At 69.8% G+C, this 15,075-nt stretch carries 14 protein-coding genes; 3 read left to right on the top strand and 11 right to left on the bottom strand.

The genetic code is table 11. From position 1 onward, the window contains the following. The first annotated feature begins 107 nt into the window (after positions 1-107). Together OOK34_RS09670 and OOK34_RS09665 are read left to right on the top strand one after the other, a co-directional pair. On the top strand, positions 108-1,070 hold the full coding sequence (locus OOK34_RS09670) for a GlxA family transcriptional regulator (RefSeq protein WP_267033456.1): 963 nt from the start codon (positions 108-110) through the stop codon (positions 1,068-1,070). An 87-nt stretch (positions 1,071-1,157) separates the two neighbouring features. Beyond that, positions 1,158-1,301 (top strand): hypothetical protein, encoded by a 144-nt coding sequence (locus OOK34_RS09665; RefSeq protein WP_267033455.1) that lies wholly within the window; start codon positions 1,158-1,160, stop codon positions 1,299-1,301. Between the two features lies 1 nt (position 1,302). Here OOK34_RS09665 and OOK34_RS09660 read toward each other — a convergent pair whose 3' ends face one another. The 11 genes from OOK34_RS09660 to OOK34_RS09610 form a co-directional block, all read right to left on the bottom strand. Further along, positions 1,303-1,974: a pentapeptide repeat-containing protein gene (locus OOK34_RS09660; protein ID WP_267033454.1), complete on the bottom strand. Its 672-nt coding sequence runs from the start codon at positions 1,972-1,974 to the stop codon at positions 1,303-1,305. 305 nt (positions 1,975-2,279) lie between these two features. Continuing rightward, positions 2,280-2,570 (bottom strand): hypothetical protein, encoded by a 291-nt coding sequence (locus OOK34_RS09655; RefSeq protein ID WP_267033453.1) that lies wholly within the window; start codon positions 2,568-2,570, stop codon positions 2,280-2,282. 78 nt (positions 2,571-2,648) lie between these two features. Beyond that, the gene (locus OOK34_RS09650; RefSeq protein ID WP_267033452.1) at positions 2,649-2,954 is read right to left on the bottom strand and encodes a hypothetical protein; all 306 of its coding nucleotides are present in this window, start codon (positions 2,952-2,954) and stop codon (positions 2,649-2,651) included. A gap of 192 nt (positions 2,955-3,146) precedes the next feature. After that, entirely contained in the window at positions 3,147-3,563 is a 417-nt protein-coding gene (locus OOK34_RS09645; protein WP_267033451.1) for a contact-dependent growth inhibition system immunity protein, read from the bottom strand. Between the two features lie 301 nt (positions 3,564-3,864). After that, positions 3,865-4,377 carry a S1 RNA-binding domain-containing protein gene (locus tag OOK34_RS09640; protein WP_267033450.1) on the bottom strand — a complete coding sequence of 171 codons (513 nt, stop codon included), beginning with the start codon at positions 4,375-4,377 and terminating at the stop codon, positions 3,865-3,867. 29 nt (positions 4,378-4,406) lie between these two features. Then, on the bottom strand, positions 4,407-8,975 hold the full coding sequence (locus OOK34_RS09635; protein WP_267033449.1) for a putative T7SS-secreted protein: 4,569 nt from the start codon (positions 8,973-8,975) through the stop codon (positions 4,407-4,409). Beyond that, positions 8,972-9,553, bottom strand: coding sequence for a hypothetical protein (locus OOK34_RS09630; RefSeq protein ID WP_267033448.1), 582 nt, complete (start codon positions 9,551-9,553; stop codon positions 8,972-8,974). Before OOK34_RS09630 ends, OOK34_RS09635 begins: the two co-directional genes overlap by 4 nt. Further along, complete coding sequence (locus tag OOK34_RS09625; protein WP_323183408.1) at positions 9,550-9,819, bottom strand: SseB family protein; 270 nt, start codon at positions 9,817-9,819, stop codon at positions 9,550-9,552. Before OOK34_RS09625 ends, OOK34_RS09630 begins: the two co-directional genes overlap by 4 nt. A 320-nt stretch (positions 9,820-10,139) precedes the next feature. After that, a complete protein-coding gene (locus OOK34_RS09620; RefSeq protein ID WP_267033447.1) occupies positions 10,140-11,750 on the bottom strand; it encodes a transporter in 1,611 nt (536 codons plus the stop codon). Next, entirely contained in the window at positions 11,747-12,583 is an 837-nt protein-coding gene (locus tag OOK34_RS09615) for an ABC transporter ATP-binding protein (RefSeq protein ID WP_267033446.1), read from the bottom strand. Before OOK34_RS09615 ends, OOK34_RS09620 begins: the two co-directional genes overlap by 4 nt. A gap of 155 nt (positions 12,584-12,738) precedes the next feature. After that, positions 12,739-13,419: a bifunctional DNA primase/polymerase gene (locus OOK34_RS09610; RefSeq protein ID WP_267033445.1), complete on the bottom strand. Its 681-nt coding sequence runs from the start codon at positions 13,417-13,419 to the stop codon at positions 12,739-12,741. Between the two features lie 220 nt (positions 13,420-13,639). On the opposite strand from OOK34_RS09610, the gene OOK34_RS09605 reads away from it, so the two are divergent. Further along, positions 13,640-15,022, top strand: a complete 1,383-nt coding sequence (locus tag OOK34_RS09605) for a transcriptional regulator (protein WP_267033444.1) — start codon at positions 13,640-13,642, stop codon at positions 15,020-15,022. The last annotated feature ends 53 nt before the right edge of the window (positions 15,023-15,075 follow it).

Here is a 15,075-nt window from a genome sequence, read left to right as displayed (position 1 = left end):
CAACCCCGTTCTCCACGGGGCCCTGGCGGCCCCTCGGAGATCAAGATTTCCGCACTTCCCACACCCGAACGAGTGGCAAGAATGTCATCATCGATAAGAATCTTGCCATGCATCGTGTCGTAGTCCTGGCCCTGGAGGGCGTCTACCCCTTCGAACTGAGCATCCCGGTACGGATCTTCGGCACCGCCGCCGGACCGGACGGCGAGCCGCTGTACGAGGTCGCCACCTGCAGCCTGGACGGCGGCCCGGTGACCACCAGCGCCGACTTCTCCGTCACCGTGGCCCACGGCAGCGAGGCGCTCTCCCGCGCCGACACCCTGGTCATCCCGCCGTTCACCTGCGGCCCCGACGCGCAGCGGGAGTGGCTGCCGGCCGAACTGGCCGACGCCCTGGCCCTCCTCCCGGCCCACGCCCGCATCGTCTCGATCTGCACGGCCTCGTACGTACTCGCCGCCGCGGGCCTGCTCGACGGCCGGCGCGCCACCACCCACTGGAACGAGGCCGGCCGCTTCCAGCGGGCCTTCCCGCAGGTCGAGGTCGACGCGAACGTCCTCTTCGTCGACGACGGCCGCGTCCTCACGGCCGCCGGGGTCGCCGCGGGCGTGGACCTGTGCCTGCACCTGCTCCGCCGCGACCACGGCAGCGAGATCGCGAACCGGGTGGCCCGGCTGTGCGTGGTCCCGCCGTGGCGGGAGGGCGGCCAGGCCCAGTACATCGAACGCCCGATGCCGGAGCCCGAGGCCGCCACCACCGCGGCCACGCGCGCCTGGGCCCTGGAACACCTCCACCACCCCCTCCCCCTGAGGGAGTTGGCGGAGCACGCCCGGATGAGCGTCCGCACCTTCTGCCGCCGCTTCGTCGAGGAGGTCGGCATGCCCCCGGGCCAGTGGCTGGCCCAACGCCGCGTCGACCACGCCCGCCGCCTCCTGGAAACCACCGACCTCCCGATCGACCAGATCGCCGCCCACGCGGGCTTCGGCACGTCGGCCTCCCTCCGCCAACACCTCGCAGCCACCCTCGGCGTCTCCCCCACGACCTACCGCCGCGCCTTCACCGCGTCCCGCGCGTGACGGCCCCCGGGTCGTCTCGGCGAGCGCGGGGAGACGGAGCTGGACGACAAGTTCCCGGCCTCGCCACGGGAGTGCACGGACGGGTTGTTGGACAAGCTGGAGCACTTCACCCCGTACGGCCGGCTCCTCGTTCAAGAGCTGCGCGAGTTCACCGACACCTACGACATGGACCTCGTCGCCGAGTCGATCTCAGGTGAGCGGTTCGCGCACTACGACGTGATCGCGGCCTGATCTACGGCTCGATCCTGATTCCGGCGTCCCGTGCCAGGGCCAGGGCCAGCTCCATCGCCCCGGGCCCTTGCACGGTGGCACCTTTCAGATGTGTGGCCCCTCCCACGTCCAGCAGCGTGCAGTTCTCGAACCGGACACGCTGCGCATTGAGGTGGGCGAACTGGGCGCCGGTCAGATCGCAGCCCTGGAACAGCACGTCACGCATCTCGGCGAACTGGAAGTCGGCCTGCGTCAGATTGCAGTTGGTGAAGACGATCGCTTTGAACTTCGAGTGCCGCCACAACGACAGGTCGGCTCGGCAGTTCTCGAACCGCACATCGTGGAAGTGGCTCTTGCTCCAGGAGGAGCCCGTGACCCGGCTGGATACGACCTCGGCGCGCACCAGAGAGGTGTCATCGGCGCGCACCGATGCGAAGTCGCAGGTGTCGAACGTGGCGTCGCAGAAGACGACCTGCCGCGTGTGCATCCCGGTGAAGCGGACCGTGTCGAAGCGGCACTGCTCGGCCTCGGCAAGTTCGATGCTCTGGCTGGCGAAGACGGTTCCGCTGTACTCCACCCCGCGGATCATCGCGTCCTCGGCCAGGTCGTCCTCTGGCAGCCGAGCCGGCCGAAGTGAGGTCTTGTTGCGGGGAGCGAGGGGGTTCCTCGGGCGCGCTGCGGTCACGGAGGCCATGGCGCCGGAGCGTAGCAGCGGGAGACCGGCCCGCAGGGCCTTCTCGCACGCTCGGGGTGGGCGCCTCCGGCCCTTGCTTTGGTCACGTACGTCTGCACACCTCGCCCTCACCGGATAGCCCCACCGAGCAGGAGGCGACGGACTCTCGGGGGTGGCGCGGATCGTTACGGGACACCCTTTGGTGTGCTCCCGGCGCACATGCCAGCGCACGCGTGGCTGAGGCGTCTCGGCGGTCGCGTTCCCGTCTGGCCCGTCCACCTCGGCACGGCAGTGATCGCCGCGGCCGCCCTCTCTCGGCTCCGATGCTATTCGTGGAGGATGTCGTGGACATATCCCGACAGGTCGCCTGGAAGGGGAGATCCCTCGATCTCTTTCAGGTATGAAACGGAACTTCGATCCGCGAGAGCACCCAGCTGGATGATCGCGTTGAGTTGGGACTCAAGTGCCGTGCCATCAGTCTCGCATGCGGCGGTCACGGCGAGAATTGCCGCCAGGAGGCGGCCGTCGACTTCCGTGTAGCTTCCTACCCAGTCGGTAACCTGATCGGCGGCCAAGGCGCGTTGGGTCGAGGATTCGGCAACGAGAGAGCGAACCATGTTCAGGAGGTTCCCGCTTGGAACGTTCACCTTTCGGCCTTTCTGCCAGTGGATCAGACCTGCCCCCAGAGGGGCGATTTACAAGGGGAAATCGTTCTTCCACGGGGCGTCGAGGCTGTTCGGATCTACCCCAAGGTTCCTGACTACTTCGTCAACTGCCGACAGTTCTCGTACGGTGGCGATATGATCTCGTGAAAGATCTTCTTCAGCGAAGCATTCGTCGTCTACGAGGTTCTTGGGGATTTCAACGGTCGATACGCGGAATGTTCCGTCGCGTGCAGGGAATACCCAAACCCACGAGTGCAGCTCATTCGAGCTGGCATCATGCCGCGCCGAGACCGTCGCGCGCGACATCGTCAAACGGCTGGCGACCTCGGTTCTCACGATACCTCGCCTCTCCCTAGAATATTCGTATGATTGCTTCCCTTTGAGGGGACTCTTCGTAAGTGCAGATTTGCAGATGAAGTCGGTCGCTGACCGCCGTGTCCTACCGCGCGCGGCGTGGATGGCAGCGGCCGTCATCCTCGTGGACGGATGGTGATTGTTGCGATCACGAGGCGGGGGGCGCGCACCGCATCAGAGAGACCCCTCAGATGCTTTGAGGAAGCGCTTTACGTCACCTTCGGTGTATGGAGACAGGTCCTTCAGTAGGGTGGTGATTTCATTTACCTCCCTTGCGAGTTCGGGAAACGATGCCCAGGTTTCTGTTTTTCGGGTGAGGACTGCTGAAAGCAGGTCATCGTCATAGAATCCACCCCTGTTGTTGATCTCCACTGTCTCCCGCAGGATCTCCAGTGCCAGCGAAATCGTCCAGCGAAGCCCAACGTCCTGGCCGACGAGTCTTCCCAGTTCGTATGGTGACAGGCTGGCGAGAGGTCGCTGTCGAAGTGCGTGTACGGCCTTGACGAGGCTGGTGGAGTCGACTGACGGCTCTGGCTGCCGCTCTCCTTCGAGTTCCTCAATGGAGTGGCTGCGGTCGAAATCAATACTCATCGTTACCTCCGGGGGTGCGCATCCTGCGCAGCTCTGCTGCGAAGCGCAGTTGACGGGCTGTGGGGCTGCTGCGCATGGGCATCGCGTGTTCCTCTGAGAGGAAGTCTCACCCACATGAGTAGGCGCCCGCCAGGAATCCCGGAGTGGCGAGCCGGCAGTTTGCAGGCCAACTCCCGACTGAGCCGTCAGGTCGACTCGTCAACTGGCTTCGGGGGTCGTCAGAGAATGGGGCACCAGCCCAGGCCGGTTGAGGGAGAAGTGATGACTGGCCCGGCCGTAAAGGCCTGAGACCTCGGCGATCCTATTGAGGCTGTTTCGTGGCATTTTCGATCACGACGTGCACTTGGCGCTGTTGAAGATTGATGTACTCGACCCTGACTTCGACCCTCTCGCCGATTTCTGCATTCTTGATCCATTCGTTCTGCGGGTTGGAATCGGGTAGCAGGGCATCGATTCCTGAGGGGAGACGGAGGAAAGTGCCGATGGGTGTGAATTTCGTGATCCTGCCGAAGATTTTCTGCCCTAGCTGGGTGCGTGCAAATTCGACAAAGGGATCGGGTTCGAGGTCCTTCAGTGAGAGGGAGATGTTGCCGCGATCTGGGTCGAAACTCATGAAAACAACCGTTACTTCCTGGCCGATCTCGGCGATTTCAGACGGATGTTCCACCTTTCTCCATGACAAGTTTGCGGCCGTGACCGTGCCCCGCACTCCGCCATCAAGCTCGACGATCAAATTGAATCCGTCCATGCCGGAGATGACCCCCCTGCACACCTGTCCGGGCTGGAACTTTTCGCCGGTTCCCACGTAGCTCATCAACTCCTTGGTTGGGTGATGGCTAGGCGTCAATTGTCTAGCCAACGGTGGCCTCCATACCAGTTTATCCATGTCACCTTTTCGATGAAGGAATTAAAGTGTGAAATATGGCCTTGATCGATCACCCACTGCCATTCTGTTGGTCGGTTGTCGTGTGGGATTCTGAGCTTGGGTCCGCCTGCGTGCCCGTCTGGAGGAAATGCTTCCAGGAAGCCTGGTCTCATCACGTACTCGTGATATCCGTCCTCGTACCCGCCCTGGTCGGCATACCTGCGTGCGACTTCTTCGCTTTCGCCCAGATAGGCGGTCCCGGCGCCGCCTTCCGGTGTGGGCGGGTGAAGTGACGGGTCAAGCCCGTTGGCCTCAAGGCCTCTGTTTCCCCGATGCGGGGATCGGTACAACTTGACGGGGTCCTGGGGACAGTCTTTCGGGGAGAGACCCAGCGGGTCGGACCAGGTGTGGGGGTTGTGGACGTACGTGGCCGGGTTGGGGGCGGGGGTGAGGCCCAGGGGGTCTGGGGTGAGGTAGCGGGCGGTTTCTGGGTCGTAGGTGCGGAAGTAGTTGTGGTGGAGGCCGGTTTCGGGGTCAAAGTACTGGCCCGGGAAGCGGAGGGGGGTGTAGGCGGCGGCGTTGCGGGGCCAGGTGGTGGTGCCCCAGAGGGTGGAGCGGGAGCGCCAGGCGATGTCTCCGGATTCGGAGACGAGTTCCTTGGGGGTGCCGATGAGGTCGGTGACCATGGCGAAGAAGCGCTCGTCCGTGGTGCCTAGAACGCGTTCCGCCTGGGTGAGGGGGTGTAGGCCGTCGTGGGTCCAGGTGAGGGTGACCGGGCCGGTGGTTTCCTCGCAGAGGGTGGTGTTGTCCCAGGTGAAGAGGATTTCCTCGGCCACCTCGCCCGTGGGGGTGAGGCGTTGTTTCGCCGTGCGGCGGGACAGGGCGTCGTAGCGGTAGCGCCACCGGGTGCCGTCGGGGGTGGTGACGCCGCTCATGCGGTCTTCCGCGTCCCAGGTGTAGCGCCAGGTGTCCGGCTTGCGGGAGAGGCGGGTCTTCCGGCGCAGGACGGTCCGGCCGAGGGCGTCGTACTCGTAGCGGACGGCCCCGGCGGAGGTGATGCGGGTGCCGGAGTAGGTACGGGCGCCGTGGGATTCGGTGCCGGGGTGGCGGCTGGGCCAGCCGGCGTGGGTCTGGTTGCCGGCGTCGTCGTAGGCGTAGCGCTCCGACCAGTTCTCGGCGTCGACCGCGGTGACGCGGGACGCCGAGTCCAGGGTGAAGGTGCGCGGGCCGGCGAGGGCGTCGTCGATTCCGGTGAGGGCTCCGTCGGCGCGGTAGCGGTAGCCGCGGCGCTGGAGGGTGCGGCCGTCCTGGCCGATCAGGTGCTGGTCGGTGAGGCGGCCGAGGGGGTCGTACTCCTGGATGAGGGAGAGGTCCGGGCCGAATGCGCGGGTGAGTTCGCGGCCTGCCGCGTCGCGCTCGAAGGTGATCGTGCGGCCAGACGCGGTGAGCTCGGTGCGGTGGCCGGCGGCGTCGTACGTCCACTGGGAGTGGGCGCCGGTGGGGGTGGTGCGGCCTGTGGGACGGCCCAAAGCGTCGTAGGTGTAGGTGAGCGTGCGGCCGTCGACCGATTCGGATATGAGACGGCCGTAGGGGTCTCGTTGGCGCGTGAGGACCGTGCCGTCCGGCGAGACGGCTTGGGCCAGTTGGTCGAAGGCGTCGTAGGCGTAGGACGTGGTGCCGTCTGGTGTGTGCTTGTGGAGGAGCTGCGAGAGGGCGTTGTGGGTGTACGTGGTGGTTGTACCGAGGGTGTTGGTGCGGGTGGCGAGGCGGCCCGCCGGGTCGTAGGCGTACGTGAGGGTGCGGTCGTCGAAGTCCGTTTCCGCGGCGAGGCGGCCGGCCGGGTCGTAGGCGTAGGTCCAGGTCAGGCCCTGGGGGTTGGTGACGCCGGTGAGACGTAGCTCGGAGTCGTGGGTGAAGGAGTAGCGGACCCCGTCCGGGCCCGTGCGGGCCGTGAGGAGGTCGAAGTCCCCGTACTCGGAGACCGTCAGCCCGCCCACCGCGTCCGTGTGGGAGGTGCAGTTGCCCTCGCCGTCGTAGGTCCAGGATTCGGCGGACCCGTCGGGGTCCTGCCGGTGCAGGAGGCGGCCCTCGATGCTCCAGGTGAGGTGCGTGGTGTGGCCGAGGGGGTCCGTCACCGCGGTCGGGCGGCCGAAGGCGTCGCGGGTGTAGCGGGTGGTCGCGCCGAGGGGGTCGACGGCTTCCAGGAGCAGGCCCGCCGGGTCGCAGCGGACCGTGGTCGTGTGGCCGAGGGGGTCCGTCACCGAGGACAGGTGTCCGCGGGAGTCGTGGGTGAAGCGGGTGGTGGTGCCGTCCGGGGCGGTGGCCGAGGTGCGGTTGCCGAGCGCGTCGTAGGTGGTGAGGTAGACGCGGCCGTCCGGTTGGACGACCTTCACGGGCAGGCCCATGACGTTGTACTCCGCCCGGACCTCGCGGGCGTCCGGGCGCACCACCCTGACCAGGCGGCCGTCTTCGTCGTAGTCGAAGCGGGTCGTGTGGCCGAGGGCGTCCGTGCGCGAGAGGAGGCGGTTGCAGGCGTCGTAGGTGGACTGGGTCGTCGCGCCCGTCGGGTCGGTCTCGGCCGTGACCTGGGCCCGGTCGTTGATCAGGAAGCGGGTGGTGTGGCCCAGGGAGTCGGTGAGGGAGGTGATGCCGTCCTCGTACGCGAAGCGGACGTTCAGGTGGCCGTTGGTGCCGGACTGGGCGACGCAGCGGTGCCGGTCGTCGTAGACGTAGTCGAAGCGGCGGTCGTTGGTGTCGGTCCAGGAGGTGATCCGCCCGAGCTCGTCGTAGCCGAAGCGCAGGGGGAGACCGGAGGAGTTGGTGACTTCGGTGAGGTGCCCGTCCGTGTAGCCGTACCGGAGGATCTCGGTGCCGTCCGCGAGGGAGAGGCCGGTTATCCGGCCCTCGGAGGACGCCAGGCGCAGTTCGTGGCCGCCGCTGTGGGACAGGCTGGTCGGGGCGCCCGTGGTGTCGTAGGAGAAGGCGATCCACGCCCCTCGCCGGTCGTCGATCTGGGTGAGGAGACCGGCTTCGGAGAAGTGGAGGACGTGGCCGGTCTCCGGGTCGGTGACCGTGTAACCGCCGTCGGCGTCCAGGGAGAGCGGCCAGCGCTGGCCGTGGGCGGGGAGTACGGGGACTCCCGGCTCGGGGTGCGGGTAGGCGAGCAGGCTGCCGTCCTCGCGGACGAGGATGACGCCTTCCGCGTCGACCTCCAGACGCTGGTCGACCGTGGAGGCCCAGGTCGGACCGAACCAGCGGCCCGCACGGTACGAGGACTCGAAGGTCCGGGTGAAGACGAGCGGGAGTGAGCCCGGCAGGACCAGGTCGGTCTGCGGCAGGATCATCCGGCCGGTGGCCACCTCGACGGGGTCACCCGCGCACTTCAGACCGGACTTGCTGCGTGCCACGGCCTCTGCTTCAGCCTGCGTCGCTGCTCGTGCCGCACCCTTGCGAGCGGCTCCTCCCATGCCCTTCGTACCGAGCACATCGGGAACGAGGCGGCCCACGCCCTCGGCGAAGTCGTCGCGGAAGGGGTCGATGAGGCCCGCGGCGACCCGGTCCGGGTGTGCGGGGGCGGAGACGATGCCGGCCAGCGTCATGCTGACGTTCTGGTGGTACTCCGCGGGGTGGGTCAGGTTGTAGCTGTCGTACGGGGTGATGCCGCGCAGGAAGTTGAGCATGCCTGCGGTGCCCTTGACGACCCCGCCGCCGACGTGGGCCAGCTCGATGGACTGGGCGGCCGCGACGTCGGCGGCCAGGGACATGGCCTCGAGGTGGGGCGGCGGCTGGGCCGGGGCGTGTTGCAGGGCGGCCGTCAGGGCGTGTCCGGCCGTCGTGGCGGCCTCGTCGCGCTGGCGGCGGGCCTCCGCCACGACCTCCTGGGCCCGGCTCGCCTCCGCGACGCCGACCTTGTCCGGCCTGTCGGGGACCGGGCCCGGGTTCTTCCCCGCCAGGGCGGTCGCGTTGTAGGTGTCCACGGCCTTGGCGTAGGCGTCGGCGGCGTCCTGGCGGGCCTTCACCGCCTTCTTGTACAGCTCGATGGCCTGCTGGGCCTGCTGCTGCGCCCACTCCACCGTCTCCGCGTAGTGCCTGAGGGCGTCGCCCGCCTTCTGGCAGGCGTCGGAGGCGTGCAGCCACTTGGTCGGGTGTACGGCGAACTTCTCGCGGAACGCGTCGGCCGCCGCCCCCTTCCAGTGGCCGGCGTCCAGGGCCTTCATGCCCTGGCCGACCCGGTCGAAGGCGGCCTGGAAGTCCCTCAAGTGGGCGGCCGAGGCGCGGATCGCGGCCGGTGAGCCGTGGATGAGCTCGTTGGCCTGCTCGGTCTGCCCCAGCTGCTGCTCCGCCACGGATGCGCCGAGGCGGGAGGCGAGGCCGTCGCCGAGGTCCTCGACTTCGTCGGCCCAGGCGTCCTTGCCCACCTTGTGCAGGACGCCGCCGATCTCGTCGGTGGCCTCGTCGACGCCCTCGCCGACCGTCTTCTTCGCGGAGTTCCAGGTGCGCTCCAGCTTGCCGAGGCCCCTGTCGGCCAGCGCCTCCCAGTCCGTCACCGTTCCTCACCGCCGAGGTTCCGGTCCCGGGCGATCTCGGTCAGCCTCGAGGTGTCCTGGCGAGGGGAGACGTCCTCCCAGGTCTGCTCCCAGGCCTGGCCGGTGGCTTCGGCCCCCCGGACGACGGACTCCGGGCTGTAGTCCGCGTTCCGCAGGTTGTTGGCCGGGCTGTTGGCCAGGACCTCGTCCCAGCCCTTGCCGATGACCTCCTCCTCGGAGGCGTACGGACTGCCCCCGAGCGCGGTGTTGGCCAGCACCTTGAAACTGCCCTGGACGTACTGGTCCTGCTCGTGCACCAGCCCGGCCGACAGGCCGACGTTGTACGCGAACGCGTTCGCCTCCTGGACCAGTGAGCGCACGCCCCAGCCCCACCGCTCGCAGAAGGTGTCCAGCAGTGAGGTCAGGCCCTCGTGCCCGCTCTGCAGACCGGACAGTTTCAGTTCCGTGAAGCCGCCGCCCATGCTCGCCGTCCCGACCGAGCCGAGTTCCTTCAGCTCCGCCAGGGTGTCCGTGATGCCCTGGGCGATCTGCCCCAGCGCCGCCTTCGACACGTCGAGGTCGCCCGGCTCCCCGCTCACGCCGCCACCTCGCCGTCGACCGCGGCCGAATCCGGCACGATGCCGCGCACCGGCGGGAACACCGCCCCGTCCGGCCCGGCGGCGTCCAGCGCGACCCCGCAGGGGAAGTCCAGGGCCGGGACCACCTCGTCCAGCAGCCGCGCACCGCGCACCCGGCGGAACTCCCACGCGCGTCCGGCCTCGCCCCGTGCCTGCGCGAACCGGGCCAGCGCCTCCTCGTCCGAGAAGGCGCAGATCCAGTCCAGGCCCCCAGCGGGGCCGTCCACAGGGCGCCCCGCTCGTCGAGCGGAACCAGCACCAGCCGGTCACGGAACTCCGCGAGCCGGTCCCGTAGCGGCTCCGGCCCGGCGGCGACCCGCTCGGCCGCCTCCGTCCGCAGCCGGCCCCATTCCTCGTCGAACCCCACCCTGAACTCCCCCCACACCCCTGCTAATCGAACGAACTTGTGCAGGGCGGGGTGGCCGGGGCAAATGACCGGGGGCGGTGGTGCGTGGATCCGGCCAGGTGCGGTGGCGGGGCCGGGAACGCCGCAGGGGGTGGTGGGCGTTGCGCGCCCGCCACCCCCTGCGTCCACAGGAACGGAGTCTCAGCCCTTGCTGACCGCCGCCAGGATCTCCGGGAGCTTGCGGGAGACCGCCGGGGCCGCCAGGCGCAGGCCTGCCCAGGTGGCCAGGGTGCCCCAGGCGATGCCGAGCGGGAGGAGGATCCAGGTCAGGCCCTCGAGGCCGTCCGCCACCGAGAAGTACACCGTCAGGGCGATCACCGGGGAGCAGATCACCGCCGAGGCGAGCATGCCGCCCACGATGCCCATCCAGGCGAGGCCGCCCTGCCCCGGGGCGACGTTCTTGAAGGCGCCCTCCGTCGGGATGGAGTACGGGAAGTGCGCCGAGGCCAGCGCGCCCGTGCACAGCATCGAGCCCAGCAGCGCGAGCCCCAGCCCCAGGGCGCCCGGGAAGCCGGACCAGTTGCCCACCAGGGCGGCGGTGATCACCGTGACGAGGACCGTGTACGGGACGGTGACCAGGGCCAGCGCGCCGGCGCGGGCGCGCAGTTCCCCGTACGCCTCGCGCGGCGAGGAGATGGTCTGGGCGACCATCCAGAAGGCGGAGGTGTCCTGCCCGAACTGGTTGTACATCTGGACTCCGAGCATGCCCGCGCCGAAGCAGGCGAGGTAGACGGAGCCTGTGCCCTGGAGGGCGTTGAAGACGGGGACGATCAGGCCGACGGCCAGCGCCGAGACCCAGGCCGACTTCGTCTTCGGGTCGCGGACGACGTAGCGCAGGGTGCGCTGCATGACCGCGCCCGTGCGCCCGCCGGGCAGCAGGGACCAGAAGCCGCCCGCGCCGCCGCGGTCCTTCTCGGGCTTCGCGGCCGCGAGGGTCGAGCCGTCCGGGGTGACCATCAGGCTGGTCAGGCTGCGCTCCCAGAAGAACAGCAGGGCCGCGATGGCGGCCAGGGTCAGCGCCAGCTGGGCCGCCGCCACCCCGTACGCGCCCTCGCTCACGGAGTCCACCATGCCGACGGCCGTCGCGGGCGGCAGCCACCGCACGATCGCCTCGACCGGCTCCAGCGCGGCCAGGCCGCCCTGCTGGAACAGGCGCTGGCTGGCGAAGTTGGCCAGCTGCGCGCCGATCGCGATCAGCAGGCCGCTCAGCAGCGCGAGGTCACGCCCCTTGCGGCTGGTCAGCAGCCGTACGTTCGCCGTGGCCACGGCCCGGGCGAGCGCCACGCAGCCGAGGAGCAGGAGCGGGGCGCCGGCCACGGCCGCCACGATGCCCGCCGCGCCGTGCGCGACGGCCGCCACCGAGCCGGCGGCGATGCAGAGGGTGAACAGCGGGCCGGTGCCGACCAGCGAGGAGGCCAGCAGGGCCCGTACGAGCGGACGCGGGCGCAGCGGCAGCATCACCAGCCGGCTCGGGTCGAGGGTTTCGTCCCCGGTGGGGAAGAAGAGCGGCATCACGGTCCAGCCGAGCGCGAGGATCGCGGCCAGCAGGACGACCACGGTGCCGGCGTGGACGTGCCCGTGCAGCATCGCCAGGCCGAGGGTGACGAAGAGGGAGAAGACCAGCGAGATCACCAGGCTGGTGATCCAGACGGCCTTGCGCTTCGAGGACCCCTTGAGGCCGTTGCGCATGAGGGAGATCTTGAGCCGGACGAACAGCGGGGTGAGGGAGGCCTCGGAGGTGGCGGTGCTCATCGCGCGCCGCCGAGCCAGTCGAGGGAGTCGCCGGCGGCGTGGTCGCGGGCGCCGACGAGTTCGAGGAAGGCGGCCTGCAGGGAGGGCGCGGAGCCGCGTACGTCGGCCAGCGGGCCGGCGGCGCGGATCTGCCCGGCGGCCATGACGGCCACCCAGTCGCAGAGGGATTCGACGAGCTCCATCACGTGGGAGGAGAAGACGACGGTGGCGCCGGACGCGGTGTAACGTTCCAGCACTCCGCGGATGGTCTGCGCCGATACCGGGTCCACGCCCTCGAACGGCTCGTCCAGGAAGAGGACTTCGGGGTTGTGCAGCAGCGCGGCGGCGAGGCCGATCTTCTTGCGCATGCCCGTCGAGTAGTCGACGACCAGCTTGTGCTGGGAGCCCGCGAGGTCCAGCACCTCCAGCAGCTGCGTCGCCCGCTTGTCGGTCTCCTCGCCCGGCAGTCCGCGCAGGCGGCCCATGTAGCCGAGGAGTTCGCGCCCGGAGAGGCGCTCGAACATCCGCAGCCCCTCGGGCAGTACGCCGATGCGGGACTTCACCTGCACAGGGTCGGCCCACACGTCGTGCCCGGCGACGACCACCCGGCCCATGTCCGGGCGCAGCAGCCCGGTCACCATGGACAGCGTGGTCGTCTTGCCGGCGCCGTTCGGGCCGACGAGACCGACGAAGCGGCCGGCCGGCAGCTCCAGGTCGATGCCCCCGACGGCCACTTGCTCGCCGAACCGCTTCCACAGTCCCTCTACCCGCACGGCGGCCACCGCGGCCGTCGCGGATCGCGCGCCACCACCCGTCCCGCCCGTACCGCCTGCCGCATAACCCTGGTCCGGCATGCGCCTGCCTCTCGTTCTGTTCCCCGTGGTCGTACTTTCCTCACCATATGAGGAGGGGGAGAGGCAGCAGCAGTTACGAATGTCATGAACTTGCAGGCAGGAATGTCACCGGTCCCGGCGGCCGACGGCCGACGGCGTGAACGGCGCCGACCGCCTCAGGACTTGCGGCGGCCCCGGGCCGCCGCCGCCTCGCTGCCGCAGGCGTACGCGAGGGCGTCGATCAGCTCCTCCGTGTCCGGCAGCCAGCGGTTCGCCGGCGTGGGCTTGCGCGCCCACTGCACCGGGCCCTTGCCTCCGAAGCGGGTCGGCGGCGCCGGCACGTACTCGCCCTCGCCCCGCGCGGTCAGGTCGATGGCGTGCGGCAGCCAGCCCAGCTTGCGCACCAGGTCCGCCACCTTCGCCCCGGCGCCCGGCAGTACGAAGAACAGCATCCGGTGGTCGGGAGACAGCGCGACGGGCCCCAGGGTCCGCTCCGTCCGCTCCAGCCGCGCCAGCGCCAGGAACCCGGCGGAGTCCGGCACGTCGAGGGCGTCGAAGGTCCGGCCCGTCGGCATCAGGATCGAGGCGGCGGGGTGCTTGCCCCAGATCCGCCGCACGCCCACCGCGCTGCCCGAGGCCAGCGACGCCCAGTCCTTCACCGCCGGGTGCGCGCCGGGCGCCGGGCAGTCGGACACCCCGCAGGAGCACACCTCCCGGCCGTCGCCGGGCTCCAGCCACGTGCCGGCGAAGACGTCCCAGTGCCGTTCTTCCACGTACCGCACGGCATGGTCCAGCAGCTGATCCCCGCGCTGCTGGGGGATGGGCGCGGTCTCCGTGACTGTGATGGTCTCTTCCACGCCCTTCACAACTCCCCGGGTCACGGGGGGTTACGGCCGTAAACCAGCCGGTGGGCGCTGCATCGATCCTGCATACGGGGCGCACCGGTGCACGCGAGGGGGCGCGTGGGAGGCCGGAGCGCGGTCGCTGGGTAGCGACACGACGCAGAGGGGAAGATTCTCCGCACATCAGGCGGGAAGTGATCATTCCAACGATCACCCGCGGCCTCAGGGGGTTTTCATGGCAGCCAGGCCTCTCGTAGCGCGCCAGCCGAACGAACGGCTGCAAGCGCTCATCCAGGAAGCCGGGTGCTCCAACGCCGGGCTCGCACGGCGCGTCAACATGTGCGGGGCCGAGCACGGCCTCGATCTCCGCTACGACAAGACCTCCGTGGCCCGCTGGCTGCGCGGCCAGCAGCCGCGCGGCAGGGCCCCCGGCATCATCGCCGAGGCCCTCGGCCGCAAGCTCGGCCGGACCGTCACCATCGACGAGATCGGCATGGCCAACGGCAAGAACCTCGCCTCCGGGGTCGGCCTGCAGTTCTCCCCGACCGTCGTCGGCGCCATCGAGCAGGTCAGCGAGCTGTGGCGCAGCGACGTGGGCCGGCGCGACTTCCTCTCCGGGTCGAGCGTGGCGGCCTCCGCCCTGGTCGAGCCCAGCCGGGACTGGCTGATCACCGGGGCCGACCCGCAGGTGGCCCGCAGCGGAGGCGCGCGCGTGGGCATGTCCGACGTGGAGGCGGTACGGGCCACCACCGAGGCCCTGACCGACCTCGACCACCGCTTCGGCAGCGGGCACGTGCGGCCCGTGGTCGTGCACTACCTCAACTCCGTGGTCTCCGGGCTGATCGCGGGCTCCTACCGGGAACCGGTCGGCCGGGCCCTGTTCGCGGCGGTGGCCCGGCTCACGGAACTCGCCGGCTACATGGCGGTGGACACGGGCCAGCCGGGGCTGGCCCAGCGCTACTACATCCAGGCCCTGCGCATGGCCCAGGCGGCGGGCGACCGCGCGTACGGGGGCTACGTGCTGGCGGCGTCCATGAGCCACCTCGCCGCCGAGCTGGGCAACCCGAGGGAGATCGCGCAGCTGGCGCGGGCCGCCCAGGAGGGCACGCGCGGGCAGGTCACCCCGCGGGTGGAGGCGATGTTCTACGCCGCCGAGGCGCGCGGGCACGCGCTGCTGGGCGACGCCCGGGCCACGGCGGTGCTGTCCGGGCGGGCGGTGACGGCGCTGGAGCGGGCGGAGCCGGAGTCCGGGGACGACCCGGTGTGGATCCGCCACTTCAACCAGGCGTACCTGGCGGACGAGCTCGCGCACTGCCACCGGGACCTGGGCCAGGCCGACGCGGCGGGCAAACACGCCGAGGAGGCCCTGCGCGGGCTGCCCGCGACGAAGGCCCGCCGCCGGGCCATCGGACTGCTGCTGCTGGCGGCGGCGCAGGTGCAGCAGCGGGAGGTCGAGCAGGCCTGCCAGACGGCGACGAAGGCCGCCGAACTGCTGGGGTCGCTGCGCTCGCGGCGGGGGGCGGAGTACCTGGACGATTTCCGGGCGCGGCTGGAGCCGTACCGGGAGGAACCGGCGGTCCGGGAGTTCGGGGCGGGGCTGGAGGTTCAGGCGGCCTGACGTGTGCGCGGTGTGACCGGGTAGCGTGACCCGACGGTTCCGTAGGTTCGGAC

The organism is Streptomyces sp. NBC_00091 (assembly GCF_026343185.1).
Lineage (GTDB): Bacteria > Actinomycetota > Actinomycetes > Streptomycetales > Streptomycetaceae > Streptomyces.
This window is presented reverse-complemented; position numbering and strand designations above follow the sequence as displayed.

Bases quoted from the DNA above. Each gene is read 5' to 3' on its own strand.
- OOK34_RS09670 (WP_267033456.1), top strand. From the start codon at position 108: ATGCATCGTGTCGTAGTCCTGGCCCTGGAGGGCGTCTACCCCTTCGAA.
- OOK34_RS09660 (WP_267033454.1), bottom strand. From the start codon at position 1,974: ATGGCCTCCGTGACCGCAGCGCGCCCGAGGAACCCCCTCGCTCCCCGC.
- OOK34_RS09655 (WP_267033453.1), bottom strand. From the start codon at position 2,570: ATGGTTCGCTCTCTCGTTGCCGAATCCTCGACCCAACGCGCCTTGGCC.
- OOK34_RS09645 (WP_267033451.1), bottom strand. From the start codon at position 3,563: ATGAGTATTGATTTCGACCGCAGCCACTCCATTGAGGAACTCGAAGGA.
- OOK34_RS09640 (WP_267033450.1), bottom strand. From the start codon at position 4,377: ATGAGCTACGTGGGAACCGGCGAAAAGTTCCAGCCCGGACAGGTGTGC.
- OOK34_RS09620 (WP_267033447.1), bottom strand. From the start codon at position 11,750: ATGAGCACCGCCACCTCCGAGGCCTCCCTCACCCCGCTGTTCGTCCGG.
- OOK34_RS09615 (WP_267033446.1), bottom strand. From the start codon at position 12,583: ATGCCGGACCAGGGTTATGCGGCAGGCGGTACGGGCGGGACGGGTGGT.
- OOK34_RS09605 (WP_267033444.1), top strand. From the start codon at position 13,640: ATGGCAGCCAGGCCTCTCGTAGCGCGCCAGCCGAACGAACGGCTGCAA.